A 24,908-nucleotide genomic window follows, 5' to 3' on the forward strand; every position below is an offset into this window, starting at 1 on the left:
GGAGGGCAGGTCCCTCCACCATCTGTCAGACCAGCTCGGCCACCGGCGTGAAGGGCAGGCCGAGCGCCTCGGCCACCGGCTGGTTGGTCAGCTTGCCGTCGTAGGTGTTGAGCCCGCCCGCGAGGCCCGCGTCGGCCTTGAGCGCGTCGCGCCAGCCCAGGTTGGCCAGCTTGACCGCGTACGGGAGCGTCGCGTTCGTCAGGGCGTACGTGGAGGTGTTGGCCACGGACCCCGGCATGTTGGCCACGCAGTAGAACACCGACTCGTGCACCGTGTACGTCGGCTCGGCGTGCGTGGTCGGACGCGAGTCCTCGAAGCAGCCGCCCTGGTCGATGGCGATGTCGACGAGCACGGAGCCCGGCTTCATGCGCGAGACCAGGTCGTTGGAGACCAGCGTCGGGGCCTTGGCGCCCGGGATCAGCACCGCGCCGATGACCAGGTCGGCCTGCAGCACCTCCTGCTCGATCGCGTACGACGTGGAGACCAGCGTCTTGAGGCGGCCCTGGTAGATGGCGTCGATGTAGCGCAGGCGGTCGATGTTGGTGTCGAGCACGGTCACGTCGGCGCCCATGCCGACGGCGATCTGCGCGGCATTGAGGCCGGAGACGCCGCCGCCGATGACGACCACCTTCGCCGGGGCCACGCCGGGCACGCCGCCCGGCAGGACGCCGCGGCCGCCGTTGAAGCGCATCATGTTGTACGCGCCCACCTGCGGCGCGAGCCGGCCCGCGACCTCGGACATCGGGGCGAGCAGCGGCAGGGCGTTGCCGACCTGGACGGTCTCGTACGCGATGCCGGTCGTCTTCCCGGCCAGCAGCGCGTCGGTGCAGGAGCGGGAGGCGGCCAGGTGCAGGTAGGTGAAGAGCACCAGCCCCTCACGCAGCCGGTGGTACTCCTCGGCGATCGGCTCCTTCACCTTGAGCACCATGTCCGCCTCGCCCCACACGGCGTCGGCGCTGTCGAGGAGCTTCGCGCCCGCCGAGAGGTACTCCTCGTCCGGGATGGACGAGCCCAGCCCCGCGCCCCGCTGGACGAGGACGTCGTGGCCGTTGCGCACCAGCTCGTGAACTCCGGCAGGGGTGGCGGCGACGCGATATTCGTGGTTCTTGACCTCGGCAGGAACGCCGATCTTCATGGTTTGATCCTTTCGCGAACCGGCACACCGTCGTACCGGGATTACGGTGTTACAGCGCGGTTTACAGGCGCGCCCACGCTTGCGTGAGCACGTCACGGAGAATCGACCCGATCTCGGCGAACTCCTCCGGACCCGCGATCAGCGGGGGCGAGAGCTGGATGACGGGATCTCCGCGGTCGTCGGCGCGGCAGTAGAGGCCCGCGTCGAACAGCGCCTTGGACAGGAAGCCACGCAGGAGCCGCTCCGACTCCTCGGCGCTGAACGTCTCCTTGGTGGCCTTGTCCTTGACCAGCTCGATGCCCCAGAAGTAGCCGGAGCCGCGCACGTCACCGACGATGGGCAGGTCGCGCAGGCCGTCGAGGGTCTGCTTGAACAGCGGCTCGTTCCTGGTGACGTGACCGAGCAGGTCCTCACGTTCGAAGATATCAAGGTTGGCCAGTGCAACGGCCGAAGAGACGGGGTGGCCGCCGAAGGTGTAGCCGTGGGCGAACATGGTGTCGCCGTTCTTGAAAGGCTCGAACAGCCGCTCATGCGCGATCATGGCGCCGATGGGCGAATAGCCGCTGGTCAGACCCTTGGCGCAGGTGATGATGTCCGGCACGTAGTCGAACTTCTGGCCGCCGAACATCGTGCCCAGCCGGCCGAAGGCGCAGATGACCTCGTCGGAGACGAGCAGCACGTCGTACTCGTCGCAGATCTCGCGCAGGCGCTGGAAGTAGCCGGGAGGGGGCGGGAAGCAGCCGCCGGCGTTCTGCACGGGCTCGGCGAAGACGGCGGCCACCGTGTCGGGGCCCTCCATCTCGATGGCGCGGGCCACGCGCTCGGCCGCCCAGAAGCCGTACTCCTCGGGGGTCATGCCCTTGACGCCGGTGATCTCGTCGGCGCGGTAGTGGTTGGTGTTGGGGACCCTGACCGAGCCGGGCACCAACGGCTCGAACATCTGCTTGAACGCGGGGATGCCGGTGATCGACAGCGCGCCCTGCGGGGTGCCGTGGTAGGCGATCTGACGGCTGATGACCTTGTGCTTGAGCGGCTTGCCGACGAGCTTGTAGTACTGCTTGGCGAGCTTCCAGGCGGTTTCGACCGCCTCGCCGCCGCCGGTGGTGAAGAAGACGCGGTTCAGCTCGCCGGGGGTGTAGGAGGCGAGGCGCTGGGCCAGCTCGGCGGCCTTGGGGTGGGCATACGACCACAGGGGGAAGAACGCCAGCTCCTGGGCCTGCTTGGCGGCGGCCTCTCCCAGCTCCTGGCGTCCATGGCCGACCTGGACCACGAACAGCCCGGCCAGACCGTCGAGGTAGCGCTTGCCGTGAATGTCGTAGACGTACGATCCCTCACCGCGCACGATGGTCGGGATCTCGGACTGCTGGTAGGCGCTGTGCCTGGTGAAGTGCAACCACAGGTTGTCCTGCGCGGCCTTCAGGACGTCGTTTTCCGGCTGCGTCATGGTTATCTTCCCTTGTGTCTGATCTCCCCACAGTGTGCATGTTCACCTGCGGATTTGCCAAGCGAATCGGTCGCAGCACTATGCAAGAAAATCGAGATCCGCAGAACCGGTTTGTAACAGCGACGAAATCCGCATGTACATTGGCGCGCGGGTCAGGCCCGTTGCCGCACCCGGGACGTTCTGTGATCCAATGAGAGCAACGCGTCTAGACCAGCCCGCACCGGCCGAGACCTGTTGATGTTGACAACCACTGACGATGAATGACCCCCGGGGGACCTTCCGTGACTCCTGAGCAGATCAAGAGCGCTGTCGCCGCCGCGATGCCCCAGTCCGTCGAGGACCTCAAGCGGCTGGCAGCCATACCTTCCGTGGCCTTCCCCGGGCACCCGGAGGAGCCGGTGTTCGCCGCCGCCGCGCTGACGGAGGAGCTGCTGCGCTCCGCGGGACTGCCGCGCGTCCAGCAGGTGCCCGTCGACGGCAGCTTCCCGGCCGTCTACGGGGAGGCCCCGGCCCCTCCCGGCGCTCCCACCGTCCTGCTGTACGCGCACTACGACGTGCAGCCGGCGGGCGACCTGGCCGCGTGGCGGACCCCGCCGTTCGAGCCGACCCTGATCGACGGCCGCCTGTACGGGCGGGGCTGCGCGGATGACAAGTCGGGCGTCATCTCCCACGTCACCGCCCTGCGCGCCTTCCAGGGCCGCTTCCCGGTGGGCATCAAGGTCATCATCGAGGGCCAGGAGGAGTACGCGGGCGAGCGCCTGGAGGCGTTCGTCGAGCGCAACCCCGACCTGCTGCGCGCCGACGCCATCGTGGTCGCCGACTGCGGCAACCCGCGCGTCGGCGACCCGGCGGTCACGACCTCGCTGCGCGGCATGGCGGCGTTCACCATCGAGGTCCGCACGCTGAAGGAAGCGGTGCACAGCGGCTCGTTCGGCGGCGCCGCGCCCGACGCGCTGGCCGCCCTGATGCGCATGCTGACCTCGCTGCACGACGACAACGGCGACATCCGCGTGCCCGGCCTGCCGCGCGGGGCGTTCCTGGGCCAGGGGCCGTCGGAGGACGAGTTCAGGAAGACGGCCGGCGTCCTGGAGGGAGTCTCCCTGGTGGGCTCGGGCTCGCTGGCGGACCGGCTCTGGTCGTCGTACGCGATCACCGTGACGGGCCTGGACGTGCCGACGGTCTCGGGCGCGGTGAACGCGGTCCAGCCCGCCGCCCGGGCGCGCGTGACCGTCCGCGTCCCGCCGGCGGGAGACCCGAAGACCACGGTCAACGCGGTGGTGGAGTTCCTGCGCCAGGTGGCGCCGTGGGGCGTCCAGGTGTCGTTCGAGGACTTCACGGTGGGCTCCGGCTTCCAGGCGGACTCGGGCGGCAAGGCCCGGGCGGCGCTGAACCGCGCCATGGAGTGGTCCTTCGGCCGCCGGCCGCGCGACGTGGGCGCGGGGGGCTCCATCCCGCTGGTGAACACGCTGCTGAAGCAGTTCCCGGCAGCGGAGATCCTGCTGTTCGGGGCGGAGGACGAGGACGCCGCCATCCACGCGCCGAACGAGCGGGTGGACCTGGAGGAGCTGCAGCGCGTGGCGACGACCGAGGCCCTGTTCCTCCACGAGCTCAGCCTCCCCTCGGCGCTGGGGGTCTAGCCAGTCAGGCCGCGCGGGCCCATCCATCCGTTGCCTTGTCACCGGGTGGGTGGGCCCGTTCGTCTGCGTCGGCCAACCAGAAGAAGACCGGCGGCAGGCCGAGCTCGATCACCGCCAGCGCGATCTGGAACGACTGCGGCCAGCCGTGCACGGCGAGCGAGAGCAGCCGGCCCACGCCGCCCAGCAGGAAGACGCCGGCCAGCCACCGCACCGCCCGAGCCGGGATGGGACGCTGACGCGCGGCCCAGAGCCAGGCCAGCCCGTAGCCGGCGAAACTGGACCCCATGAACCGGCCCCAACTGTCGATCGTCGTGCCCGCTGAACCGGCGCCGGGGATCGCCGCGTTGCCGAGTGCCACGTGGAACAGGCCGATCGCGATGCAGGCCCAGCCCATCAGCTGCGTGAGTATGCGCAGAACCCTGGCCACAATCCCTCCGAGTCGTCTTGGCGAAGCTTAGTTGACATGTGTCTACTACAGTGGGCGCACTAGTAGACGTGTGTCAACTAAACTTCGTGCGTGCCTTCCCGCCAGCGACTCACCCCCGCCGACCGCCGCGCCCAACTCCTCGCCGTCGGCGCACGGCTCTTCGCGGCGCACCCGTACGCCGACGTGTTGATGGAGGAGATCGCCGAAGAAGCCGGCGTCTCCCGGGCCCTGCTCTACCGCCACTTCCCCAGCAAGCACGCCCTCTTCGCAGCCGTCTACCAGCAGGCGGCGGACCAACTGCTCGCCGAGACCCGACTCGACCCCGCCGACTCCCTGGTGGAGCAGCTCATCCAGGGCATGGACGTCCATCTCGACTACTTCGTGACGAACCGCAACGCCGTCCTCGCCGCGAACCGGGTCCTCGCGGGCGACCCGGTGATCCAGACGATCATGACGAGCGAGCTGGACGCACTCCGTGCGCGACTGCTGGCCGTGCTCCCGCTCGCGGACGACAGCGCCCGCGAAGCCGTGTCCGGCGTCCTGAAGAGCTGGCTGGTTTTCGTCCAGGTGCTCTGCGTCGACTGGCTCACCCATGCGACCTGTACCCGCACCCAGCTACGCGACGTCTGCATCGGCGCGGTCCTCGGCGCCCTCCGGCCGCTGCTCGCCGAGGACCCCGCCCCCGGCTGGCCGCCACAAGGGGCCGGCGCGGGCGCCTAGGTCTGCTCAGCCGGGAGATCGGTGACACGCCAGCACGTGAGTGGTGCTGCCGTCGTCTTCGGCCATGTCCCGGACGTGCTCGAAGCCGATCCTGTTCAGCACAGCCAGCGAGGCGCTGTTGGGCGCCGCCACGGTGGCGTACACCTCGGTGAGCCCCAGGGTGTCGAAGCCGTAGGCGACGATCGCCTCGGCCAGTTCTCTCCCCAGCCCCGATCCCCACGCGTCAGGGGTGAGCGCGTAGATGATCTCGTAGCCCTGGACCGTGTCGGTCGGCTTGATCTCAGCGTGTCCGATCAAGAGACCGTCCCGGCGAACGGCCCAGACGTCGAACAGCTCCTGGGCATAGACCTTCGTGAAGACCCGTCCGAACAGGGCACGGTCCTCCGCCTCGGTAGCTGTGCCATCGCCCATCCACTGCGAAACCCTCCGGTCCTGGAACAGGGCGACGAAGCCTTCCTCGTCTTCGGGGACGTACGGCTCCAGCAGCAGACGCTCAGTGCGCAGGGTCGGGGTCATAGACGGCGAAGGTAACCGCCCACCGCTCTCCCGACAAATCATTTAACTGCGGCGACCGCCCCGGCAGTGGCTCACTCCGGCTCCGGCAGGTTCATCGACGCGAGCCTGGCCGGGGCGATCACCGTCGTGATGGCGACGATCCGGCCGTCGACGACGGTGAACGCCATGACCGAGAGCGGAGTTCCGTCCTCGCGCCAGGAGACGAACCCGGGAAGGCCGTTGACGAGCACCGCTCGCCCTCTCGCGGCCGCGCCGCCGGCGGCTCGAGTGGATGCGCCTTCGGCGACCTTGGTGGCGCCGAGGATGACGACCTCACCGGTGGGCGTGTCGACGGTCAGCCTCACCTCGGGGTCGAGCAGGCGCAGCAACTCCTCGAAGTCGCCGCGGCGAGCCGCCGCCAGGAAGGCCTGGACCACCTCTCGCTGCTCCCGTCCGGTGGCCGTGGGCCGCTCGGTCGCCTGTACCTTCCTGCGGGCGCGGCTGGCGAGCATCTTGGCGGCGTCGGCGGACTTGCCGAGGATCTGGCCGATCTCATCGAACGGCACCGCGAACAGGTCGTGCAGCACGAACGCCAGCCGCTCCCCCGGCCGGAGCGACTCCAGGACGACGAGCAGCGCGAGCCCGACCGAGTCGGCGAGCGCTACGTCGTCGTCCGGCGCAGGGCTGTCGTCGGCCGTCACGACGAGTTCGGGCAGCCGGTCGTCGTAGGACGCCTCAGGGTGGGCCTGGCGCGATCGCAGGACGTCGAGGCTGATCCGGCCGACCACCGTGGTCAGCCAGCCGGCGAGGTTGTGGATGGTCGCCGTGTCCTGCCGGGAGAGCCGCAGCCAGGCCTCCTGGACCACGTCCTCGGCGTCGGCGTGCGATCCGAGCATGCGGTAGGCAACCGCGCGCAGCCGGTCGCGCTGGGCCTGGAACGCCTCGGCCACCGGGTTCGCCGGGCTGGTGTGGGACATGTTGTTACCTTCCTCGGATCTGCTCCGTCATGGGTGATGACGGGCCCGGACGGGCGCACGTAACCGATGAAGGAGCACATCGATGAAAGCACGTATGAACAGCTCGGTGAGTCCCGACGTGATGACCGCGATCCAGCTGCTCAACAAGACGATCCACGCCGGCGGCGTCGACCCTCTCGCGCTCGAGCTGGTCCACCTGCGGGCCAGCCAGATCAACGGCTGCAGCCCGTGCGTGTTCGCCGGGGTCGCGTCGGCCAAGAAGAGCGGGGAGACCGACGAGCGGCTGCACAGCGTGGCCGCCTGGCGCGAGACGCCCTTCTTCACCGAGAAGGAGCGGGCGGCGCTCGCGCTGGCCGAGGCCGCCACCCGCATCCAGGACGGCGCACCGGGCGTGACCGACGAGATCTGGGACGCCGCCGCCGCTCACTTCGACGAGAAGCAGCTGTCCGCGATCATCCTGAACATCGCGATGACCAACTTCTTCAACCGAATCAACCACACGATCCGCGCGCAGGCCGGCATGACCTGGTGAGCCGGGCGGGGCGTCATCCTCCCGGAGGCCGTGCGCCCGCACCACGCGCAGATGTCAGGGCCCGGATACCGCGGTATCCGGGCCCTGCCGCGTCACCGGCGCGGCGCCTGCCACCGGGTGCCGAGCCGGCCGTGCCGCATTCGGCCCACCAAGCGGACGTGCAGCGTCTCCGGTGTGCCGTCGCCCGCGTCCCTGCTGATCTCCGCCAGGCTGTGCCGTACCGACAGCTCGTTGGCGTTCACCACCATGCCCGGCGCGAGGATCAACTCCACGTTGCCGCCGTTCACCCGCAGCTCGATGACCAGCTCGGGTGCGCTGCGCACCGCGCCGGTCAGGTCCAGCATCACGTCGCACCACACGGTGCGCAGCGCCAGCCGGTGCGGCAGCGTCCACCGGCCGTCACGGCGCACCGAGCCGTGCCGCTCCTTGATGGTGAGCAGTTCGGCGGCCGGCTCGGCCGGCGTCCCGGCGAACGGCAGCGTGAGTGCGCCGTCGCCGCCTGGCACCGCGACCAGATCGGTGACGAGCGGGGTCAGCGCGTCGACGGTGCGGGCGGCCAGCGCCGCGTCCAGCCGCTCGTCGAACTCGACCGGGTCGAGCCGGCCGTCGGCGACGCCGGCGCGCAGCAGTTCGATGGCCCGGTCGCGATCCGCATCGGACGCGCGCAGCGCGGGTGAGCTGGGCGGATCTGCCGGCATCCGGCCTCCTCCGTGGCGAGGGGGTGGCACCGAGCCACCGAGATTGCTGAGTGATCGGTCCAAGGAGACAGCCACCTAGGCAATTCTGCGGCGGTAGGTGGCCATGGCGAAGATGTAGGTGACGATGAGGATGCCGACGCACCAGGCCAGGGCGGTCCACAGGTCGGTGTCGACCGGCTGCTGGGTGAACAGGTCGCGGAGGGCGTTGACGATGGAGGTCACCGGCTGGTGCTCGGCGAAGAAGCGCACCGGGCCGGGCATGGTGGCGGTGGGCACGAAGGCCGAGCTGAGGAACGGCAGGAAGATGAGCGGGTAGGAGAACGCGCTGGCGCCTTCCACGGATGTGGCTGACAGGCCGGGGATGACGGCGAGCCACGTCAACGCCAGGGTGAACAGGATCAGGACGCCCGCGACCGCCAGCCACGCCGGTACTCCCGCCCCGGAGCGGAAGCCCATGAGCAGGGCGACGAGCACGACGACCACGAGCGAGATCAGGTTGGCGACCAGCGAGGTCAGCACGTGCGCCCACAGCACGGACGAGCGCGCGATCGGCATGGACTGCAAGCGCTCGAAGATGCCGCTCTTCATGTCCAGGAAGAGCCGGAACGCGGTGTAGGAGATGCCCGAGGCGACCGTGATGAGCAGGATGCCGGGCAGCAGGTAGTTCACATACGAGTCCGCCTCTGTCTTGATCGCGCCGCCGAACACGTAGACGAACATCAGCATCATGGCGATCGGCATGATCGTGGTCGTGATGATGGTGTCCGCGCTGCGGGTGATGTGGCGCAGGGATCGTCCCAGCAGGGCGGTGGTGTCGCCGAAGAAGTGCTTGCTCATCGGTGTTCCCCTTTACGCGTCCGTGCCGGCGTTGTCGCCGACGAGGGTGAGGAAGACGTCCTCGAGGGTCGGCTGCTTTTCGACGTATTCGACCTTGGCGGGCGGGAGCAGTTGTTTGAGCTCGGCCAGGGTGCCGTTGACGATGATGCGGCCGTGATGGAGGATCGCGATCCGGTCGGCGAGGTGTTCGGCCTCGTCCAGGTACTGCGTGGTGAGCAGCACCGTCGTGCCCCGGCCGGCGAGTTCCTTGACGGCCTGCCACACTTCGATGCGCGCCTGGGGGTCGAGCCCGGTCGTCGGCTCGTCCAGGAAGATGACCGGCGGGTCGCCGATGAGGCTCATCGCGATGTCGAGGCGGCGGCGCATGCCACCTGAATACGTCGACACCTTCCGCGCGCCGGCGTCGGTGAGGGAGAAACGTCTCAGCAGGTCGTCGGCGATCCGGCCGGGGTTCTTGAGGTGTCGTAACCGGGCGACCAGCACGAGGTTCTCCCGCCCGCTGAGGATCTCGTCCACGGCGGCGAACTGTCCGGTGAGGCTGATGGACTCGCGTACGTCCGCCGGTTGCGTGGCGACGTCGAAGCCGTTGACCCCGGCCGTGCCCGCGTCGGCCTTGAGCAGCGTGGACAGGATTCTCACGACCGTGGTCTTGCCCGCCCCGTTCGAGCCGAGCAGCGCGAAGATGCTGCCCCGCGCCACCTCGAAATCCACGCCGCGCAGCACCCGCAGTTCCTTGTACGACTTCTCCAGGCCCTGCACATGGATCACAGGTCCTTGGACCTTGTCAGCTGTCATTCAGATATCCGTTCTCTGTTTCGTCGCAGCTTGTTGCCAATGACGCGATCGAAGGCGTCATTGATGGCGCGATGGGTGGCGTTGCGACAGGTCGCGGGGAGCCGCTGCGTGCGTGCCTTGTGCGGCCGACAGCGCCGCTTCGGCATGGTGAGCGCGCCGTGCGCGTGGTCGACGACGATGTCGCCCCCGGTTGAGTTCATCCGCAGGCCGTCGATGGCCTCGCCGATTCGGGGGGTGTCCGCCGGAGTTCTTGATGACCCCGCAGGCGCCGAGCGCGCGGGCGTGGACCTCCGCTGCCGGTGGGGGAGGTCGACCGGGCCGCGCCGATGCGCGGCTGAAGTTCAGATTGGCAGTTCAACCGTGCACTGCTGTAGCGGGGCGCGGCCTCGGAGGGGGTGTTCCAGCACCCTCCCGAGGGCCCGTCCAACCGGACGGCGCCTACTCGCAGAAGACCCGCAAGTGGCCGTCGGACATCTCCATCTCCACGATCGTCTCGTCGAGGTGGTCCACGAGCGCCTCGAGCTGTTCGGGCTTGAGCCGCGTCAGGTCGAACGGCACGCCCGACTTGCTCAGCTCGGCGTTGGCGCGCTCCAGGGCCTGCGGCGGGATCAGGGCCGCCAGCTGTACGCCCGCCCGCAGCAGTTGCAGTGGCGCCCGCACGTTGAGCCGCCCCGACTGGCCGTCCTCCTCGAGGAACTCCATCACCACCCGCAGGTACTTCGCCCTGCCTTTCGGCCGGACGGCGGGACTGGCCGCCGTCGGCGGCTGGGCTCGTTCGAGTGCGGTGATGAGCCGCTCCGCCTCCTCTACGGTGATCTTGCCCTCGGCCAGCATGCCGAGGACGTCCTTACGCTGTTCGTTCATCGCAACCTCTCCTATCGGATGGCTACGAGCACAGCCGTACGGCTGAACTCGACGTCGAACCGGGTGCCGGGCAACGCCGAGACGATGCGCCAGCCGGTGCCGAGTGCCCGCATCACGTCGATGCGGTACACGTGGCAGGCCACGGCGCCCCCCAGGACGGCCAGGACCAGGACCGGCGAAAGCACGAGCACTACCGGGAGCACTGGAACCCAGATCCGGATGCGACGACGGTCCGGGCGTTTGACCCCTACGGTCACCAACTGCGGCATCATGTGGGCCCCTCCAGCTCGGACAGGGCCTGCTGCGCGCTGATCTCGCCGCGGCGCAGCCGATCGATGACGTCGGCCGGCGGCGGCGCCGGATCCGTCTCGACGAAGTCGAGCATCTCCGCGATCCGGTTGAGCCGTGACTTGATCGTCGGGTAGCTCACCCCGAAGATCCGTTCCATCTGCTTGATGGAACCGTGGCACCGCACGAACGCCGTGACGAAGACCTGATCCTCGACGCTGAGCTGAGCCAGTTGCGGCAGCTCGAACTCACCCTCGATCGCGACGCCGGCGCCCGCCAGGCGCACCCGCTCGACGACGAACGGCCGGCCCCGGGTCAGGTTCGTGAGCTCCTGCCATTCCATCGCCTGTTCTGTCATATCTAAAGTTATACCCAGGACATCCTAAACTTTCAAGAAGTTGATCTTAATTTTCTTAAGAAGAGATGCCCATCGGGCTCGTGCTCGTCATTCCGGGGTGAGCCGCAGCACCGCGGATTCGCCGTTGACCGCCACTGCCGTGATGCTCAGGCCGTTCTCGGTGGCGGTGCTGTCGGCGGCCAGGACGAGCCTGAACCTGCCGTCCGAGCTGGAGGAGTTGCAGCTCACTCCGGTGCAGAATCCGCGTTGCGAGTATCCGAGATAGCGCCCGACGACGGTGACGGTGTCGAAGCCGACCGACTGCACCCGTACCGAGGCGACCCGGAGGCGGCGTGGCACCGGAAGCCTCGCCGCCGCGCCGACACGCACCTCGCAGCGGCCGTCGACGCAGGCGGAGAGGTCGGTGCCGTCCGCGGCTGCCGGCAGGCCGGACGAACCCGGGGTCCCGCTCCGTGTCGAGGTGTCCGGGGTGGCGTCGTCCTGGGCGTCGTCGTCGGCGGCCGCGGGCGGAGCGGACGAGCTCGGAGAGCCGCTCTGCGTCAAGGCGTCCGGCGAGGTGTCGCCACCGGACGCGCACCCGGCCAGGGCCAGCATTCCACCTGCTACCACCGCCGCCACCGCCGCGATCAGCCGGTGCGGCACGCCGATGCCGTACGGGATGCCGCGCTTCCGCTCGCCGGGAGTCGTTCCTGCCTTGTCCATGTGCCTGCGCTCCTCGTCTGCCACCCGTAACTTAGAGTAACAAAACAGACACGCATAGTGCAGGGTGGGGTGGCCTGCTCAGTGGCGGCTCGCACGCGCCGATGCCCATGGTCGCCCTGAGGCGTCGGGACCGGTCCCGATCGGGGGTGCTGCGGCAATCGGCTGGTCATGCAGCCAGTGTGATCACCAGGTGACCGGGAGCCGGTTGACGCCGTAGAGCGTGGCTCGCGGTCGCAGCGGCACCTGCTCGGGCGGCACGGCCAGGCGCAGGCCGGGGAAGCGGCGCAGCAGGGCCGGGTACGCGACCCGCAGTTCGACGCGGGCCAGCTGCTGGCCGAGGCACTGGTGGATGCCGTGGCCGAAGGCCAGGTGGCCGCCGCCGTCCCGGGTGAGGTCCAGACGGTCGGGGTCGGCGAAGCGGTCGGGGTCGCGGTGGACGACCGGCAGGGAGATCGTCACGGTCTCGCCCGCGCGGATGGTGTGGCCGGACATCGGCACGTCGTCCGTGGCGACGCGGATGGGGCCGATGTGGGCGATCGTGAGATAGCGCAGCAGCTCCTCGACCGCCCGGTCGGCGAGAGCCGGGTCCTCCCGGAGGAGGGCGGCCTGTGCGGGGTTCTGGAGGAGCAGGAAGGAGCCCAGGCCCAGCATGTTCGCGGTGGTGTCGTGGCCGGCGACCAGCAGGAACGTGCCGACGCCGGCCAGTTCGGCGTCGGTGAGCTCGCCGCCCGCGACCAGCCCGCCCAGCACATCGTCGGCCGGTTCCGCGTGCTTGCGCCCGACCAGTTCGGCGAGGTAGCCCATGACGCGCCCGACGGCGGCGGCCCGCTCCCCGGCGGTGCGCTCGAGGTCCACCATGGTGTCGGCGTCTTCCAGGAACCGGTCCCGATCGCCGTACGGCACCCCGAGCAGCTCGCAGATGACCATGGACGGGATGGGCCGCGCGAAGGCCGCCACGAGGTCGACCGGCGGGCCGGTGCGGGCCATCTCGTCCAGCCGCGCCTCGACGATCTCGATGATGCGCGGTTCGAGCGCCTGCATGCGCCGAGTGGTGAACTGGCCGGTGAGGAGCTTGCGGAAGCGGGCGTGCTCGGGATCGTCCAGCGCCAGGAAGAACCCTGGCGGCAGCACCGCTTCCGGTGCCTTCGCCACCGCCAGCTCGGCGATGGGCGGGCTGAAGCCGGAGTCGAAGCTGTTGCTGAAGCGGGGGTCGTCCAGCACCGTACGGGCTTCGGCGTAGCCGGTGACGAGCCAGCCGGGGCGGCCGTCGGCGTAGGTCATGCGGTGCAGCGGACCCTGGTCGCGTATCGGTCGCAGCGCGGCGGGCGGGTCGAAGGGATGGGGCCGGTCGGTCGGCAGGCCCGGCAGGGGCTCGGTCATGGTTCTCTCCATGGTGGACGTGATATCGAGAAAACCGCAGACTCTGAAGAATTGCAAGCTCTGAAGAATTTCATGGTCTGTGCTAAACTCCCGGCATGTCTGCTGAAGTGGGACTTCGCGAGCGCAAGAAGGTGCGGACACGCCGTGCGTTGGTGGAGGCGGCGATTCGGCTGTTCGACGAGAAGGGATTCGAGCGGACCACGGTCGACGAGATCGCCGCCGCGGTCGAGGTGTCGGCCCGGACCTTCTTCACGTACTTCGGCAGCAAGGAGGACGTGCTCTTCCTGCAGGCGGAGGACCGGGTCGAGCAGCTCATCGAGGCGCTGGCCGATCGCAGGCCCGACGAGCCGCTGGGCGAGTTGCTGCCACGGCTCTTCGATCTGCTCGTGCAGGGATTCGCCGACGACGACGAGCTGGACATCGCGTTGTCCACGGCGCGCGCCCGGCTACTCTTCTCCGAGCCCGCCCTGCGGGCGCGGGGGATGTCGCTGATGTTCGACCGGCAGCCGCGCTTCGCCGAGGCATTGCACCGGGCCTACCCCGACCAGCTCGACCTGATCTCGGCGGCCGCCGTGGTCGGCGGCTTCTGGGGCGCCACAGGCGTGGCCGGTCTCGTCGCCCAAGAGCGCGGCGACTCTCCCGAGGAGATCCTGGCGGCGGGCCGGCGGGCCGTCGAGGTCATCGTGCGTGGGGTGGACCCGACCGGATGAGGTCGTGAACGGCGGTCAGACCCGGCCCATGTCCGTGCTCGGCTCCGGGAGCGCGGACGGACCGGGCGAGGCGCCGTAATCGATCAGGCGCAGCAGGCGGTCGGCCTGCACGCCGTCCAAGGCGGCCAGGGCGATGCCTTTGACCAGGGTCAGCAGATCGCGCACGTCGAGGTCGGCGCCGGCGGCGCCCGCCTGTTTCGCCGCGTCCAGCAGGGCCGAGGCGGTGGCGAGCATGGAGGCGTGCCACTCCGCCACCAGCGCGGAGCAGCTCTGGTCGTCGGTGACCGACAGGGCCAGGTCGCGTTTCGTGGTGACGTGGTCCATGAAGAGCCGCAGCCATTCGTGGAGCGCCTCGCCGGGTGACCCGGTGGTCAGCAGGGTCTGGCCGCTCGTGCACAGGTGGGCGACCTCGTCGGCGTAGACGGCGACCAGCAGGTCCGTACGGGTGGGGAAATGCCGGTACATGGTGGCGTTGCCGACCCCGGCGCGGCGGGCCACGTCGTCGAGCGGCGCGTCGGTGCCGCGTTCGGCGAAGACCTGCGCGGCCGCGGCCAGCAGCTGGTCGTAGTTGCGCTGCGCATCCGCCCGGCGAGGACGTGGTCCCATCTGTCTCCCTTGCTAAGTGGGGAACTCCCCATCTACTCTAGTCGACAGAAGGAAACGGGGACTTCCCCACTTAAGCGGCGGGAGAACGGCATGACGACGGCCGGGGACGTACATCGGCGCATCATCGAGCTCTACAAGGCTGGGCGGTGGGAGGAGGGGCTGGCGTTCATCGACCCCGACGTGGTCGACCACCGGGGCGGGACGGACGGCGACCACCACGGGCTGGCTGCCTGGAAGGACAAGTGGGAGCGGGCCTTCTCCGGGGGGACGGGCTTTCACGACATGTCCGTCACAGTGGAGCAGAACATCTCGACCGACGACCTGTCGGCGAACGTCTACCTCAGCAGCGGCACCCACACGGCCTCGGGCCGCCGGTACGAGGTGCGGGGCATCGACATGATCCGCGTACGGGACGGAAGGATCGTCGAGCACTGGGCCATCAGGGACGCGGTGGCCATGCGCCACCAGCTCGGCCTGGATCAGTAGTGCCGGTGCACCAGCCGGAGGCCCGTCTCCACCAGGGCCCAGCCCAGCCGCCTCTCCAAGGTGCGGACGACCGAGCCGGACGGCGGCGGGGCCAGGCGGTACCGGTCCGCGTCGGCACGCAGCTCGCGGGCTCGCGCCCGCTCGACGTACAGGTATAGGTCGGGATACATCGGGTTCTCCTTACGTACGGAACGGGAAGCCGTACGTGTGCACGGCGACGTTCTCGCGCCCCTCGGTGTCACCGGAGTCGCGAGCCGCCTGCCCCTGCACCCGCCACTTCGTGATGACCTCGTTGAGCTCGTCACCCAGCCGGCGCAGCTCTTCGGCCGTCAGCGAGAGCAGGTACTCAGAGCTGAAAGTCGCGCTGCGCCAGTCGCCGGGCCAGGCGGCCTGGGTGTCGAGGTAGCTCTCATACATCTCACTCAGTTGGCGGGCATGCATGCGGGACAACGCGGCGTGGACCGCGGCACTCTCGGGGGCGTCGCGGAAGTCCTCGTCCCTGGTACTGATGCCGACGTCTGCGCGCCGCCACCAGCGCTCCCGGGCGTCGCCGCCCGCCTCCGCATCCTCGATGAGGCCGTGCGCGGCCAGCTTGCGCAGGTGGTAGCTGACCAGCGAGACGGCCTCGTCGACCTGTTCGGCGAGCTGCGAGGCGGTCGCCGTGCCCGCCACGTAGAGGGCGCGGTAGAGCTTCATGCGCAGCGGATGACCCAGAGCCTTGAGCGTGTCGAGGTCCTTGATGCGGCGGATCTTCTCGGTGGCCATGAACCCACCATAGAAGCGAAAGAAAATTTGCGCAATAAAATTTGCGGATTAACGGAAGCGCCAGCGCGTCTGGCTGTAGTCGCCCTTGCGGAAGCCCAGCACTTTCGACGGCGCCACCTCGAACACCAGAGCGTGCCCGTGCGCGAAGCTGGCGAACTCATCACCTTCGACGTCGAAGTGCCACTCAGGGCCGTACTTGGCCGCCCAGGCGTCGCCCAGACGCTTGAGCTTGTCCGGGTCCCTGACGCGTTCGGCGCTCCCCTCGACCACCAGGTCCAGCCCGCCGCTCATCGAGCTGCCGCCCGTCGTGAGCGCGCACTCCCGGTTGGACTCGAGGTTCTTGGCCTTCTGCTCCTCGGCTCCCGTGGCGAAGTAGAGCGCGTCGTCCTGCCAGACGGCTATCAGCGGCGTGACGTGCGGGCGGCCGTCGGCGCGTACAGTGCTCAGCCAGTACGTCTCCGCGCGTTCGAGCTGGCCGCGGGCCTCGGCCCAGGGCGTGGGAGTCGCGTTCTCGACGCTGTAGCGTGCGTCCAGTTCGGCGGTGGGTTCCATGGTGGCTCCTTCAGGTACGGCTCTCGCACGTACGGACTTCCCGGCGCGCGGAAACTCATCGCCGCACTGGATAAGCACCTGGCTACCTCACTGGCAGGTCATAGACACGGCGGACGCTGCTGCCCAGCTTGGCCACATCCGCCCCGTACACGTGGATCGACAGCCCCACCTCACCGCTCGTGTTACGGACCTTGTGGATGTCGCCGGGCGGCGCGAACCCGCTGACCTCGCCCGGCCCGTTGGCGGTCCGTCCGATCTCCACCAGATGGTGGCCCATGTCGCGGTAGAGCGTCTCGTACTCGATGCCGCTGATGATGCCGAACGCGCACCAGGACACGTGGTCGTGGATCGGCGTCTCCTGGCCGGGGCGCCACACGACGCTCACGATGGAGAAGTCGTCCTGGCTGTAGAGGGGGCGGGAGACGAACCCGTCGGGCGAGCCCTCGCGTTCGCGCGGCGTGAGGATGTCGAGCCCCGGGAGCCGGGCTCGGAGCAGGTCGGCGACGGCGAACGCGGTCTCGCGGCGCTCGAGCCGGCGGGCCACGATCTCCGAGATGCCGGACACGAGCACGTCCAGGCCGGGCCTGACGGCAGTGGCAGCGCTATCCACGGTATCCCCCTAGGGAAAGACGATATTTCTCTTTCCCTTTCCACGGTGCTACGTCTCGACCGATAGGTCCAACAGAACTTTTCTGCCTAACCCATAGATACGATCGATAAATGCTCGATGTCGTGCGCCTTCGCGTCCTCGTCGCGGTCGCCCGCAAGGGCTCGCTGACCGCCGCCGCCAAGGAGCTCCACTACTCGCAGCCCTCGGTCAGCCATCACCTGGCCCGACTGGAGGCGGAGACCGGGGCCCGGCTCGTCCAGCGCGTCGGGCGCGGCATCAGGCTCACGGAGGCGGGCCGGCTGCTCGCCGAACGGGCCGCGGAGATCATCGGTCGGCTCGACGCCGCCGCCGAGGAGCTCGCCGAGCACGTGGGGCTCCGGTCGGGGCGGGCCCGGCTGGCCGCCTTCCCATCAGCGCTGGGCACGTTCATCCCGACAGCGGCCAGGCTGCTGTCCGCCGCGCATCCGGCGCTACGCCTGGAGCTCACCGAGATGGAGCCGCCGGAGGCGCTCAGACTGCTGCGGTCCGGCCGGGTGGACGTGGCCCTGATCTTCCGGTACGACGACACCGCACCCGAGGAGAACGGCATCCGCATGATCCACCTTCTCGACGACCCCAGTTACCTGGTGTGCAGCGGCCCTGCCGGCGAACTGGCCGACCACGCCGAATCGTCCTGGATCGCGGGATGCGACCGGTGCAGGAGCCATTTGCTGGACATCTGCGAGAAGGCGGGGTTCGCGCCGCGGATCTCGTTCACCAGTGACGACATCGTGGCCGTACAGGCTCTGGTGGCGGCCGGTCTGGGCCTGACCCTGCTGCCGGGGCTCGCGCTGCGGGCCCACCGCCACCCCGACGTGCAGGTGGCGGAGGTGCCCGGCTCGACCAGGCACGTGTACGCCGCGGTCTACGGCGAGCCGCCCCACCCGCCGGCCACGGAGGCGCTGCTGGTGGCTCTGCGGAAAAGCCTTTGACGCTGTTCCTACGATGACCCCATGCCTGACATCGCGACACTTGCCCTCTTCTGCGTGGCCACCCTCGGACTGCTCGTGGTGCCCGGACCGGCGGTCCTCTACATCGTCACCCGGAGCGTCTCCCAGGGCCGTGGCGCCGGCCTGATCTCCGTGCTCGGGGTGCACGCGGGCTCGCTGGTCCACATCGCGGCCGCGGCGCTCGGTATCAGCGCGCTGCTGGCGGCCTCGGCGACGGCGTTCACGATCGTGAAGTACGTGGGCGTGGCGTACCTGCTCTGGCTCGGCGTACGCAAGCTGATGCGACGGGGCGAGAACGAGGGACCGGTGGAGCTGCCGGCGCAGTCAAAGAGGCGGCTGTTCTGGGAAGGGTTCGTGGTGAACGTGCTCAACCCCAAGACCGCGATCTTCTTCCTCGCCTTCCTCCCCCAGTTCACCGACCCGCACGCGGGGCCGGTCGGGCCGCAGATCCTGCTGCTCGGGGTGCTGTGGCTGGTGCTCGGGATGGCCTCCGACGGCACGTACGCGCTGCTCTCGTCGGCGGTGGCCGGGCGGGTGCGCAGGTCGGCCCGTGCACGCCGGGGTCTCGACGTGGGGAGCGGGCTCGTCTACCTCGGGCTGGCGGCCTGGCTCACAGCCGAGAAGGCATGACAAGCCGGGAAATTTCCCGGCCATAGTGCGATAGTGAGATCAGATCGAGGGGACGGCACGTCGGGACGTAGCTAAGAGGCGAACCCCATGGACACGCCACAGCACCGCCTCGGGCTCGAACGGGTCGTCGAGGTCTACTCGGGTCACGGCGACCTTGTCGGCGCGACCGGTTCCGGGTATGCGATCGGCGCCGATCTGGTGCTGACCTCCGGGCTGGTGGCGGCTTCCGGCACCCGATGTCAGGTACGTACGCCGGGTTCGGGACAGTGGGCCGAGGCCGAGCCGGTGTGGCGTGGGTGCGGCGGGGCGGGCGCGGTGCTGCTGCGGGTGGCCGACTCGCCGTGGGCGGGCGTTCCCGGCATCGAACACCTCCGCTGGGCCAGGCCGGCGGACCCTGTGAGCATCTCCGACGGGCACGGGGAGGAGGGACGCGGCGCCCGCTTCAGGGTGCGCTGCGTGGCCCGCGGGTTTCCGCGTCTGGAGCGGCGGGCCGGGTTCCGGGCTGCCGAGACGGTGTCCGGCCTGGTCGACGCCCCCACGGGTGCGGTGTCGAAGGTTCTGGCGGTCAGCGTGCTGAGCCCGGGATCCGACGCGCTCTGGCCGGGGCTGTCGGGCGCCGCGCTGCTCGCCGAGCCGGCCGGGCAGATCATCGGCGTGATCACGGCCGGGCACACCCGGAACCGCCTGGACGCCGTGCCCGTGACCGCGCTCCTGAGCGACGAACGCTTCCGCGAGCTGGCAGGCGTGGCGCCCGGCCGGCTGGAGACCGTCGCGGAGGACGACCCTTCGGCGATGCTCGCCGACCTCCTGACGCCCGCCCGCGACGAACCGCCCCAGGACTGTCCGGACTGGGCCCTGCTGCTGGCACGTCACGCGATGGTGCCGTTCCTGGGGAGGGACGAGGAGCTGGCGCACCTCCGGGCCTGGGCCGCCGAGCCGGCCGCCCTGTCGATCGCGATCCTGACCGGCCGGAGCGGCACGGGCAAGACGAGGCTGGCGAGCGAGCTCTGCGTGGAGCTGGCCGCGGCGGGATGGGACACGGGCTTCCTCTCCCTGGACTCGGTCGTCGGCCCGCTGGCGAGCCGGACCCTGAACGCGTCACGCCCGACCCTCCTCGTGGTGGACGGCGCGGAGCCGTCCCCGCCCCTGGTGGGCGAGCTGGTACGGCACCTGGCCAAGCACGGGCGCAACCCCCGCGTACGGCTCCTGCTGCTGGCCCGCGAGCCTGGCGAGGCGGAGTGGTGGCGGCGGCTCGACACGACGGCCGGTGGCTGGCTGAGGCGGCTCAACACCACGGCCGTCCAGCTCAACGCCCACCCGCTCACCTTGCAGGAACGTACGGAGCACGCGCTCGCGGCCATGAAGGCGTTCGCCCCCAGCCGGGCCGCCCTGCCCGCCCCGCCGCGGCTCGACGACCCGGAGTACGGCCTGCCGCTCCACGTCCACCTGGCCGCTCTGCTGCGGCTGTGCGACGGGGACGAAGGGTCCGACCCCGCCCATGACGGCACGGAGGCGATGCGGCTGCGAGGTGGCGGGCTGTTCGGCCGGTTCCTGGAGCGGGAGAGTGACCAGTGGGCGCGGGTGTGGCCGGCGGGGGAAGAACGCGTGGACGACGTCACGGCGCGGCAGGCTGTGGCGTTGCTCACGCTCACCGCTCCCACACCCGCGGAGCTGCCCGGCCTGCTGACGGCCGTCCCCGGGCTGCGTGACCACGGAACCACCATGAACCTGGCCCGCTGGCTGGGCACGGTCTTCCAGAGCGGCCCGCTCGGCCCGGATCTGGCGGCCGAACGGCTCCTGGCCGAGACGGACGGCCTGGACGCGCTGGTTCTCGCCATCCATGATCACGGCGCTCGCACGGTCGGGCACATCGTGCACTTGCTGGACGTTCTGCGGCGCTCCGCCCACGGGGAGGGGGCCCGGTCGGCGCTGCGTGCGCTGATCGGTTCCAGGCTCGGCGAGCTCGTCACGGAAGCCGCGGCGAACCCCGCCACCCGGCTCGGCGACATGCTCAACGCCGCCCTGGCCCTGTTCCCGGCCGACCGCGCGCTCGCCGCGACCGCATCCGCCCTGCTGACCCGGACCGGCTCGGCCGCTGAGCGGGCGACATCGGGCCCGGCGGCATCAGGCCCGGCGGCATCAGGCCCGGCGGCATCAGGCCCGGCGGCATCGGGCCCGGCGGCATCGGGCCCGGCGGCATCGGGCCCGGGAGGAGGCGCATCCTCGGCGCGGTGGGGTGCCTGGCCGGTGCGGCGCGCTGCGGGGCTCGGGTTACGGGCGCTGGACGTCACCCTGGGCGAGCTGGCCGTGCGGCACCGCCGGGCGACCGGCGAGGGGTTGGCGCTGGCGGGGGCGCTGTCCTGGCTGTCGGGTCGGCTGACGGCTGTGGGGAGGGCGGGAGAGGCGGTCGTGGCGGCGGCGGAGTCCGTTGAGATCTACGCGGCCGCTCCCCCGTACGAGGAGGCGGCCGGGCGGGCGGACGCGCTGTTCAGCCTTGGGGCGTGCCTGTTGCTGGCGGGCGAGCCCGGTTCGGCGCTCAAGCCGGCGCAGGAGGCGGCGGCCAGGTTCCGCATCCTGGCCGAGGACGACCCGTCGTACGCGGGCGAGGCCGCGCGGGCGCAGCACAACGTCGCCTGCGCGCTGCTGGAGGTCGGGCGCCTGGGCGAGGCCGTGGAGGCGTTCGAGGCGGCGGGCGGCGACGCCGGCTTCGCGGCGACCCTCGCGACGCTCGCCGTCTCACAGCTCGGCGCGGGCGGGCGGTTGCCGACGGCCGGCTCCGAAACGGCCGGCCCGTCAGCGACCCGTCCCCGAACAACCGGCCCGACAGCAGCCCATCCCCAAACAACCGGCCCGACAGCAGCCCATCCCCAAACAACCGGCCCGACAGCGGCGCTTCCTCAAACGGCCGGTCCGTCAGCGGCACGCGCCGGGACGGTCGGCCGGACGTCGATGGCGCGGTCCGGGGTGGTGGAGCAGTCGCCGGTCGCCGCCGTTCCAGGTCCTGGGCCGTTGATGCCGTTCGAGGAGGCGGGTGCCGGCGCGCTGCCCGAGCTGGCCGGGTGCCTTGCCGTCGCCGTCACCGCCGCCGTCAGGAACGTGGCCCCGACCAACAGGGACCTGGCCCACCGGCTCCGCCTCCTGGCCGTCTGGCTGGACGGGCACGGCAGGCCGGCCGACGCCGTGGTCCCCGCCTCGGAGGCCGTCGTACGGCTGCGCGGCCTCGCCGTCCAGGAGCCCGGCCTGCGGTTGATGCTGGCCGAAGCCGCCGGACTACTGGCGGGGCTCCATGCCCGGCTCGAAGACCTGGACGCCGCCGTGCGGTCCGCCGCCGAAGCCGTACGCAACCTGCGTGCCCTGGTCGCGCTGGAGCCCGACGAGCACCGCCACGCCCTGACCGGGCAACTGCTCCGGCTGGGCGAGCTGCTGCTGATCGACGATCGGCCGGAGGAGGCGCTGGGGCCGTTGCAGGAAGCCATGACCGTGGCGGCCCAGCAGCACACCGCGACGCAGGCCGAGGGCAGGCGGCTGCTCGGCTTCTGTCTGGACGAGCTCGGCCGGCCGGTGGACGGCCGGGCGCAGCTGGAACAGGCGGCCGAGCTTTACGGCACGCTGGGCGCCAAGGGCGACCGGCACACGTCCGAGGTGCGGGCGAGGGCGGCCAGGCTGGAGACGGCGGCCGAGCACGCCGGTGGGCGGCCGTGGCTGCTGGCGTTGATCTCCACGCGGCCGGAGGAGGCCGTGGCCGGGGCGGAACGGCAGCTGGCGGAGTGCGCGAAGGCCGCCGAGGGCGGCGGAACGCCGGAGATCCACGCCTACATCTCGGCCCAGACCGTGCTCGCCCGGGCCTGGACGGACGTGGGACGGGCCGGCGACGGGCTCGTGCTCGCGAGGCAGGCCGCCGAACTGCTGCGACGCCATCCCGTACCGGACACGCCGCCGCAGCGGTCGGCAGGTCCGGAGCGGCCGCACGCGATCGCCGTGGGGATGGTGGCGGCGGCGCTCGGCCGGGCGCTGGTGTGCCTCGGGCGGCACAAGGAGGCCATCCCGCACCTGCGTACCGCCATCGAGGCGTATGAGCCGCGGGCCGGGACGAGCGTCGTGTTCCGTACGGAGCTGGCCGAGCTGCTCATCCTGGAGACCGCCGCCCTCTCCGAATCCGCCTGCCCCGCCGACGCGGAGGCGGCGGCAGACCGGCTGGTCGGGCTCTACGAAGGGCTCGTTTCGGAAGGGCTCGCATCCCCGCGTGCCCTGGCGGGGGCCCTGCGGCTGCAGGGCGGCATCCGGTTCACGAGGCGGAACGTCGAGGGCGCGCTCCAGTCGGCCACCCGGGCCCTCGACGTCGTGTCCTCGGAGCCTCCGGCGGCGAACCGGCTCCTCACCGCCATCTGCCTGGAGCTCGGCGGCCTGTGCCTGGCCGAGCTGCACGACCTCGGCGCGGCCGGTGCCAAGCTGGCCGAGGGCACCGCGATGCTGCCGTACCCGCCCGCCGACCTCGTCGACCTGCACCTGATGGCCCTCGCCCGGCTGGCCAGGCTGCGGGTGGAGGAGGAAGGACCGGCCGCCGGAGCGGCCCTGTACCGCCAGATACTCGACATCCGGCCGCTGCCGGGGACGGATGCGCTCAGAACCCTCGTCGAGGAGGTCATCGCCTACCCGGGCGACATGTCCGACCTGCTGCCCGCGCTCGTGACGTTCGCGGACGCGCTGGAGCAGGAGGTGCCGCTGAGCGGCGGCGGCGCCGAGGTGCACGACCTGTGCGGGCAGGCTCTGATGCGGTTGCCGGACGCTGAGCCGGCCGTGCGTGTCTACCGGGGGCCGGCCGCCTTCTCCGGCGACTACCGCGGGCGGCTCGGCAGGGCGCTCGCCGCGCTCGCCCGGCAGGGGCAGGCCGACCTCGCCGTCCTGGAGCAGGCCATCGACCTCCTCTCCGACGAGCCGGGCAGGGAACTGGCCGAGACCCTCAACCTCTACGCTGTCAAGCTGCTCGAACAGGGCCGCCCCGTCGAGGCGCTGGCGCACTCCGAGCGGGCCGCCGACCTCTGCGACGAGCTGGACGACCCGGCCGTCGCCGCGGTCACGTACGTGCAGCTCGGCTCGAGCCTGGCCATGCTCGACCGCCCGCAGGCCGCACTGGAGGCGGTCACCTGGTCGCTCGCCGAGCTGGACCGAGTCTCGGAGATGGACCGAGTCTCGGAGATGGACCGAGTCTCGGAGATGGACCGGGAGGAGCCGTCCGGTGTGCGGGCGCGGGCGGTCCAGGTGCGCGGGCAGGTGCTGCGGGCGTTCGGCAGGGAGCAGGAAGCGCTGGCGCACCTCGTGGAGGCCCTGCGGCTGCACACCGACCCGGCGAGCAAGCGGGAGTGCGCCGAGATGATCGCCGACGACCTTCTGGCGGCGGGCAAGCCGGAGGAGGCCGCCGAGTTCGCCGAGATCGCCGCCACGGGACAGGAGCCGGGCACGGTCAAGCACGCGCTGGCCACCCAGCGGCTGGTCAGGTGCCACATGATGCTCGGCGAGCTCACCGAGGCCAACGCGCTCGTCGAGGACCTGATCCCGCTGGCCAGGCGGTCGCCGGACGATCTCACGTACCGGGCCGTGCTCGCCGACTCCCTCGCGCAGAGCTCCGAGCTGCTGCCCCTGCTCGGCCTGGACAGCGGCGTGGAGGCCGAGACGAGGGCCAGAGAGGCCATCGCGATCTACGACGAGCTGCTGACCACCGGCATGGACGCGCAGGCCCTGCACACCAGCCGCGCGGGCGCCTGCCTCACGCTGGCCTCCGCGCTCAGGATGCGGCACCTGGCCGCCGACGCGATCCAGCCGCTGCGGGAGGCGGTCGCGGCGCTGGAGAGGTTCGGGCCGGTGGAGCGGCGGTTCGGCTCCGGGAGCCGGGCGCACCAGGAGTCAGGGAGCCCGGCCCAGCGCGAGCTGCTGTCCAGGGCGATGCTCATGCTGGGCGACGCCCTCATGGAGGCCGGCCGGGGGCTGGAGGCCGGGCTCGTCTTCCATCGGGCCACGCAGGTGACGCGGGACGAGCTGCCCCGGGCCGTGGCACACGCCAGGCTCGGCTTCTGCCAGCAGGAGCTGGGCAGGGACGACGCCGCCGACGCCGCCCTGCGGGTCTCGGCCGGGCTGCTGCGCGGCCTGCCCGCCCAGGACGGCGTCGCGGACCTGCGCCGCGACGTGCTGCGGGGCAGGCTGAAGCTGCTGGAGAAGGCGGGCAGGAGCGACGAGCTGGCAGCGGTCGAGGAGGAGTTGCGCGCACTCTAGGTGT

General features: G+C 70.7%; 27 protein-coding genes. 8 read left to right on the plus strand and 19 right to left on the minus strand.

Going from position 1 to position 24,908, the window contains the following annotated elements; genetic code table 11:
• Window positions 1-25: 25 nt before the first annotated feature.
• Together ald and ABD830_RS32975 are read right to left on the minus strand one after the other, a co-directional pair.
• A complete protein-coding gene (gene ald / locus ABD830_RS32970; protein ID WP_344996313.1) occupies window positions 26-1,135 on the minus strand; it encodes an alanine dehydrogenase in 1,110 nt (369 codons plus the stop codon).
• Between the two features lie 61 nt (window positions 1,136-1,196).
• A complete protein-coding gene (locus tag ABD830_RS32975; protein WP_344996316.1) occupies window positions 1,197-2,579 on the minus strand; it encodes an aspartate aminotransferase family protein in 1,383 nt (460 codons plus the stop codon).
• Window positions 2,580-2,860: 281 nt separating this feature from the next.
• Here ABD830_RS32975 and ABD830_RS32980 point away from each other — a divergent pair, with 281 nt between their 5' ends.
• On the plus strand, window positions 2,861-4,216 hold the full coding sequence (locus ABD830_RS32980) for a dipeptidase (protein ID WP_344996319.1): 1,356 nt from the start codon (window positions 2,861-2,863) through the stop codon (window positions 4,214-4,216).
• A 4-nt stretch (window positions 4,217-4,220) separates the two neighbouring features.
• Here the strand turns inward: ABD830_RS32980 and ABD830_RS32985 are convergent, their stop codons facing one another.
• Window positions 4,221-4,643: a DUF4345 domain-containing protein gene (locus tag ABD830_RS32985; protein WP_344996322.1), complete on the minus strand. Its 423-nt coding sequence runs from the start codon at window positions 4,641-4,643 to the stop codon at window positions 4,221-4,223.
• Window positions 4,644-4,733: 90 nt separating this feature from the next.
• Here ABD830_RS32985 and ABD830_RS32990 point away from each other — a divergent pair, with 90 nt between their 5' ends.
• The gene (locus ABD830_RS32990) at window positions 4,734-5,363 is read left to right on the plus strand and encodes a TetR/AcrR family transcriptional regulator (protein WP_344996325.1); all 630 of its coding nucleotides are present in this window, start codon (window positions 4,734-4,736) and stop codon (window positions 5,361-5,363) included.
• A gap of 6 nt (window positions 5,364-5,369) precedes the next feature.
• Here ABD830_RS32990 and ABD830_RS32995 read toward each other — a convergent pair whose 3' ends face one another.
• On the minus strand, window positions 5,370-5,879 hold the full coding sequence (locus tag ABD830_RS32995; protein ID WP_344996328.1) for a GNAT family N-acetyltransferase: 510 nt from the start codon (window positions 5,877-5,879) through the stop codon (window positions 5,370-5,372).
• A 71-nt stretch (window positions 5,880-5,950) separates the two neighbouring features.
• Window positions 5,951-6,835, minus strand: a complete 885-nt coding sequence (locus ABD830_RS33000) for a sigma-70 family RNA polymerase sigma factor (protein WP_344996330.1) — start codon at window positions 6,833-6,835, stop codon at window positions 5,951-5,953.
• Between the two features lie 82 nt (window positions 6,836-6,917).
• Between ABD830_RS33000 and ABD830_RS33005 the strand changes: the two genes are divergently transcribed.
• Window positions 6,918-7,367: a carboxymuconolactone decarboxylase family protein gene (locus ABD830_RS33005; RefSeq protein WP_344996333.1), complete on the plus strand. Its 450-nt coding sequence runs from the start codon at window positions 6,918-6,920 to the stop codon at window positions 7,365-7,367.
• 92 nt (window positions 7,368-7,459) lie between these two features.
• Here ABD830_RS33005 and ABD830_RS33010 read toward each other — a convergent pair whose 3' ends face one another.
• The 9 genes from ABD830_RS33010 to ABD830_RS33050 form a co-directional block, all read right to left on the minus strand.
• The gene (locus ABD830_RS33010; RefSeq protein WP_344996336.1) at window positions 7,460-8,065 is read right to left on the minus strand and encodes a DUF1707 SHOCT-like domain-containing protein; all 606 of its coding nucleotides are present in this window, start codon (window positions 8,063-8,065) and stop codon (window positions 7,460-7,462) included.
• A gap of 75 nt (window positions 8,066-8,140) precedes the next feature.
• Window positions 8,141-8,902, minus strand: a complete 762-nt coding sequence (locus ABD830_RS33015; protein WP_344996339.1) for an ABC transporter permease — start codon at window positions 8,900-8,902, stop codon at window positions 8,141-8,143.
• A 12-nt stretch (window positions 8,903-8,914) separates the two neighbouring features.
• The gene (locus tag ABD830_RS33020; RefSeq protein WP_344996342.1) at window positions 8,915-9,697 is read right to left on the minus strand and encodes an ABC transporter ATP-binding protein; all 783 of its coding nucleotides are present in this window, start codon (window positions 9,695-9,697) and stop codon (window positions 8,915-8,917) included.
• Complete coding sequence (locus ABD830_RS33025) at window positions 9,694-9,897, minus strand: hypothetical protein (RefSeq protein ID WP_344996345.1); 204 nt, start codon at window positions 9,895-9,897, stop codon at window positions 9,694-9,696. The genes ABD830_RS33020 and ABD830_RS33025 overlap by 4 nt, the downstream gene beginning before the upstream one ends.
• A gap of 238 nt (window positions 9,898-10,135) precedes the next feature.
• Window positions 10,136-10,561 carry an SHOCT-like domain-containing protein gene (locus ABD830_RS33030; RefSeq protein WP_344996348.1) on the minus strand — a complete coding sequence of 142 codons (426 nt, stop codon included), beginning with the start codon at window positions 10,559-10,561 and terminating at the stop codon, window positions 10,136-10,138.
• 11 nt (window positions 10,562-10,572) lie between these two features.
• Window positions 10,573-10,746: a hypothetical protein gene (locus ABD830_RS33035; protein WP_344996350.1), complete on the minus strand. Its 174-nt coding sequence runs from the start codon at window positions 10,744-10,746 to the stop codon at window positions 10,573-10,575.
• An 83-nt stretch (window positions 10,747-10,829) separates the two neighbouring features.
• The gene (locus ABD830_RS33040) at window positions 10,830-11,207 is read right to left on the minus strand and encodes a DUF2089 domain-containing protein (protein WP_344996352.1); all 378 of its coding nucleotides are present in this window, start codon (window positions 11,205-11,207) and stop codon (window positions 10,830-10,832) included.
• A gap of 87 nt (window positions 11,208-11,294) precedes the next feature.
• A complete protein-coding gene (locus tag ABD830_RS33045) occupies window positions 11,295-11,909 on the minus strand; it encodes a hypothetical protein (RefSeq protein WP_344996355.1) in 615 nt (204 codons plus the stop codon).
• A gap of 183 nt (window positions 11,910-12,092) precedes the next feature.
• Window positions 12,093-13,289, minus strand: a complete 1,197-nt coding sequence (locus ABD830_RS33050) for a cytochrome P450 (RefSeq protein ID WP_344996358.1) — start codon at window positions 13,287-13,289, stop codon at window positions 12,093-12,095.
• 95 nt (window positions 13,290-13,384) lie between these two features.
• On the opposite strand from ABD830_RS33050, the gene ABD830_RS33055 reads away from it, so the two are divergent.
• Window positions 13,385-13,999: a TetR/AcrR family transcriptional regulator gene (locus tag ABD830_RS33055; RefSeq protein ID WP_344996361.1), complete on the plus strand. Its 615-nt coding sequence runs from the start codon at window positions 13,385-13,387 to the stop codon at window positions 13,997-13,999.
• 15 nt (window positions 14,000-14,014) lie between these two features.
• On the opposite strand, the gene ABD830_RS33060 is transcribed toward ABD830_RS33055, so the two are convergent.
• Window positions 14,015-14,605 (minus strand): TetR/AcrR family transcriptional regulator, encoded by a 591-nt coding sequence (locus ABD830_RS33060; RefSeq protein ID WP_344996364.1) that lies wholly within the window; start codon window positions 14,603-14,605, stop codon window positions 14,015-14,017.
• Between the two features lie 90 nt (window positions 14,606-14,695).
• On the opposite strand from ABD830_RS33060, the gene ABD830_RS33065 reads away from it, so the two are divergent.
• Window positions 14,696-15,091, plus strand: a complete 396-nt coding sequence (locus ABD830_RS33065) for an ester cyclase (RefSeq protein ID WP_344996367.1) — start codon at window positions 14,696-14,698, stop codon at window positions 15,089-15,091.
• Here ABD830_RS33065 and ABD830_RS33070 read toward each other — a convergent pair.
• The 4 genes from ABD830_RS33070 to ABD830_RS33085 form a co-directional block, all read right to left on the minus strand.
• On the minus strand, window positions 15,085-15,261 hold the full coding sequence (locus ABD830_RS33070; RefSeq protein ID WP_344996370.1) for a hypothetical protein: 177 nt from the start codon (window positions 15,259-15,261) through the stop codon (window positions 15,085-15,087). The genes ABD830_RS33065 and ABD830_RS33070 overlap by 7 nt on opposite strands.
• 10 nt (window positions 15,262-15,271) lie before the next feature.
• Complete coding sequence (locus tag ABD830_RS33075; RefSeq protein WP_344996373.1) at window positions 15,272-15,856, minus strand: helix-turn-helix domain-containing protein; 585 nt, start codon at window positions 15,854-15,856, stop codon at window positions 15,272-15,274.
• A gap of 48 nt (window positions 15,857-15,904) precedes the next feature.
• The gene (locus ABD830_RS33080) at window positions 15,905-16,408 is read right to left on the minus strand and encodes a pyridoxamine 5'-phosphate oxidase family protein (protein ID WP_344996376.1); all 504 of its coding nucleotides are present in this window, start codon (window positions 16,406-16,408) and stop codon (window positions 15,905-15,907) included.
• Window positions 16,409-16,490: 82 nt separating this feature from the next.
• Window positions 16,491-17,018: a cysteine dioxygenase family protein gene (locus ABD830_RS33085; RefSeq protein WP_344996379.1), complete on the minus strand. Its 528-nt coding sequence runs from the start codon at window positions 17,016-17,018 to the stop codon at window positions 16,491-16,493.
• A gap of 110 nt (window positions 17,019-17,128) precedes the next feature.
• Here ABD830_RS33085 and ABD830_RS33090 point away from each other — a divergent pair, with 110 nt between their 5' ends.
• From ABD830_RS33090 to ABD830_RS33100, 3 genes are all read left to right on the plus strand, one after another.
• Window positions 17,129-17,989, plus strand: a complete 861-nt coding sequence (locus tag ABD830_RS33090; protein ID WP_344996382.1) for a LysR family transcriptional regulator — start codon at window positions 17,129-17,131, stop codon at window positions 17,987-17,989.
• Window positions 17,990-18,010: 21 nt separating this feature from the next.
• On the plus strand, window positions 18,011-18,637 hold the full coding sequence (locus tag ABD830_RS33095; RefSeq protein WP_344996384.1) for a LysE family translocator: 627 nt from the start codon (window positions 18,011-18,013) through the stop codon (window positions 18,635-18,637).
• An 87-nt stretch (window positions 18,638-18,724) separates the two neighbouring features.
• Window positions 18,725-24,904 carry a tetratricopeptide repeat protein gene (locus ABD830_RS33100; protein WP_344996387.1) on the plus strand — a complete coding sequence of 2,060 codons (6,180 nt, stop codon included), beginning with the start codon at window positions 18,725-18,727 and terminating at the stop codon, window positions 24,902-24,904.
• Window positions 24,905-24,908 lie beyond the last annotated feature (4 nt).

Origin of the sequence: Nonomuraea helvata (assembly GCF_039535785.1) — a bacterium.
Lineage (GTDB): Bacteria > Actinomycetota > Actinomycetes > Streptosporangiales > Streptosporangiaceae > Nonomuraea > Nonomuraea helvata.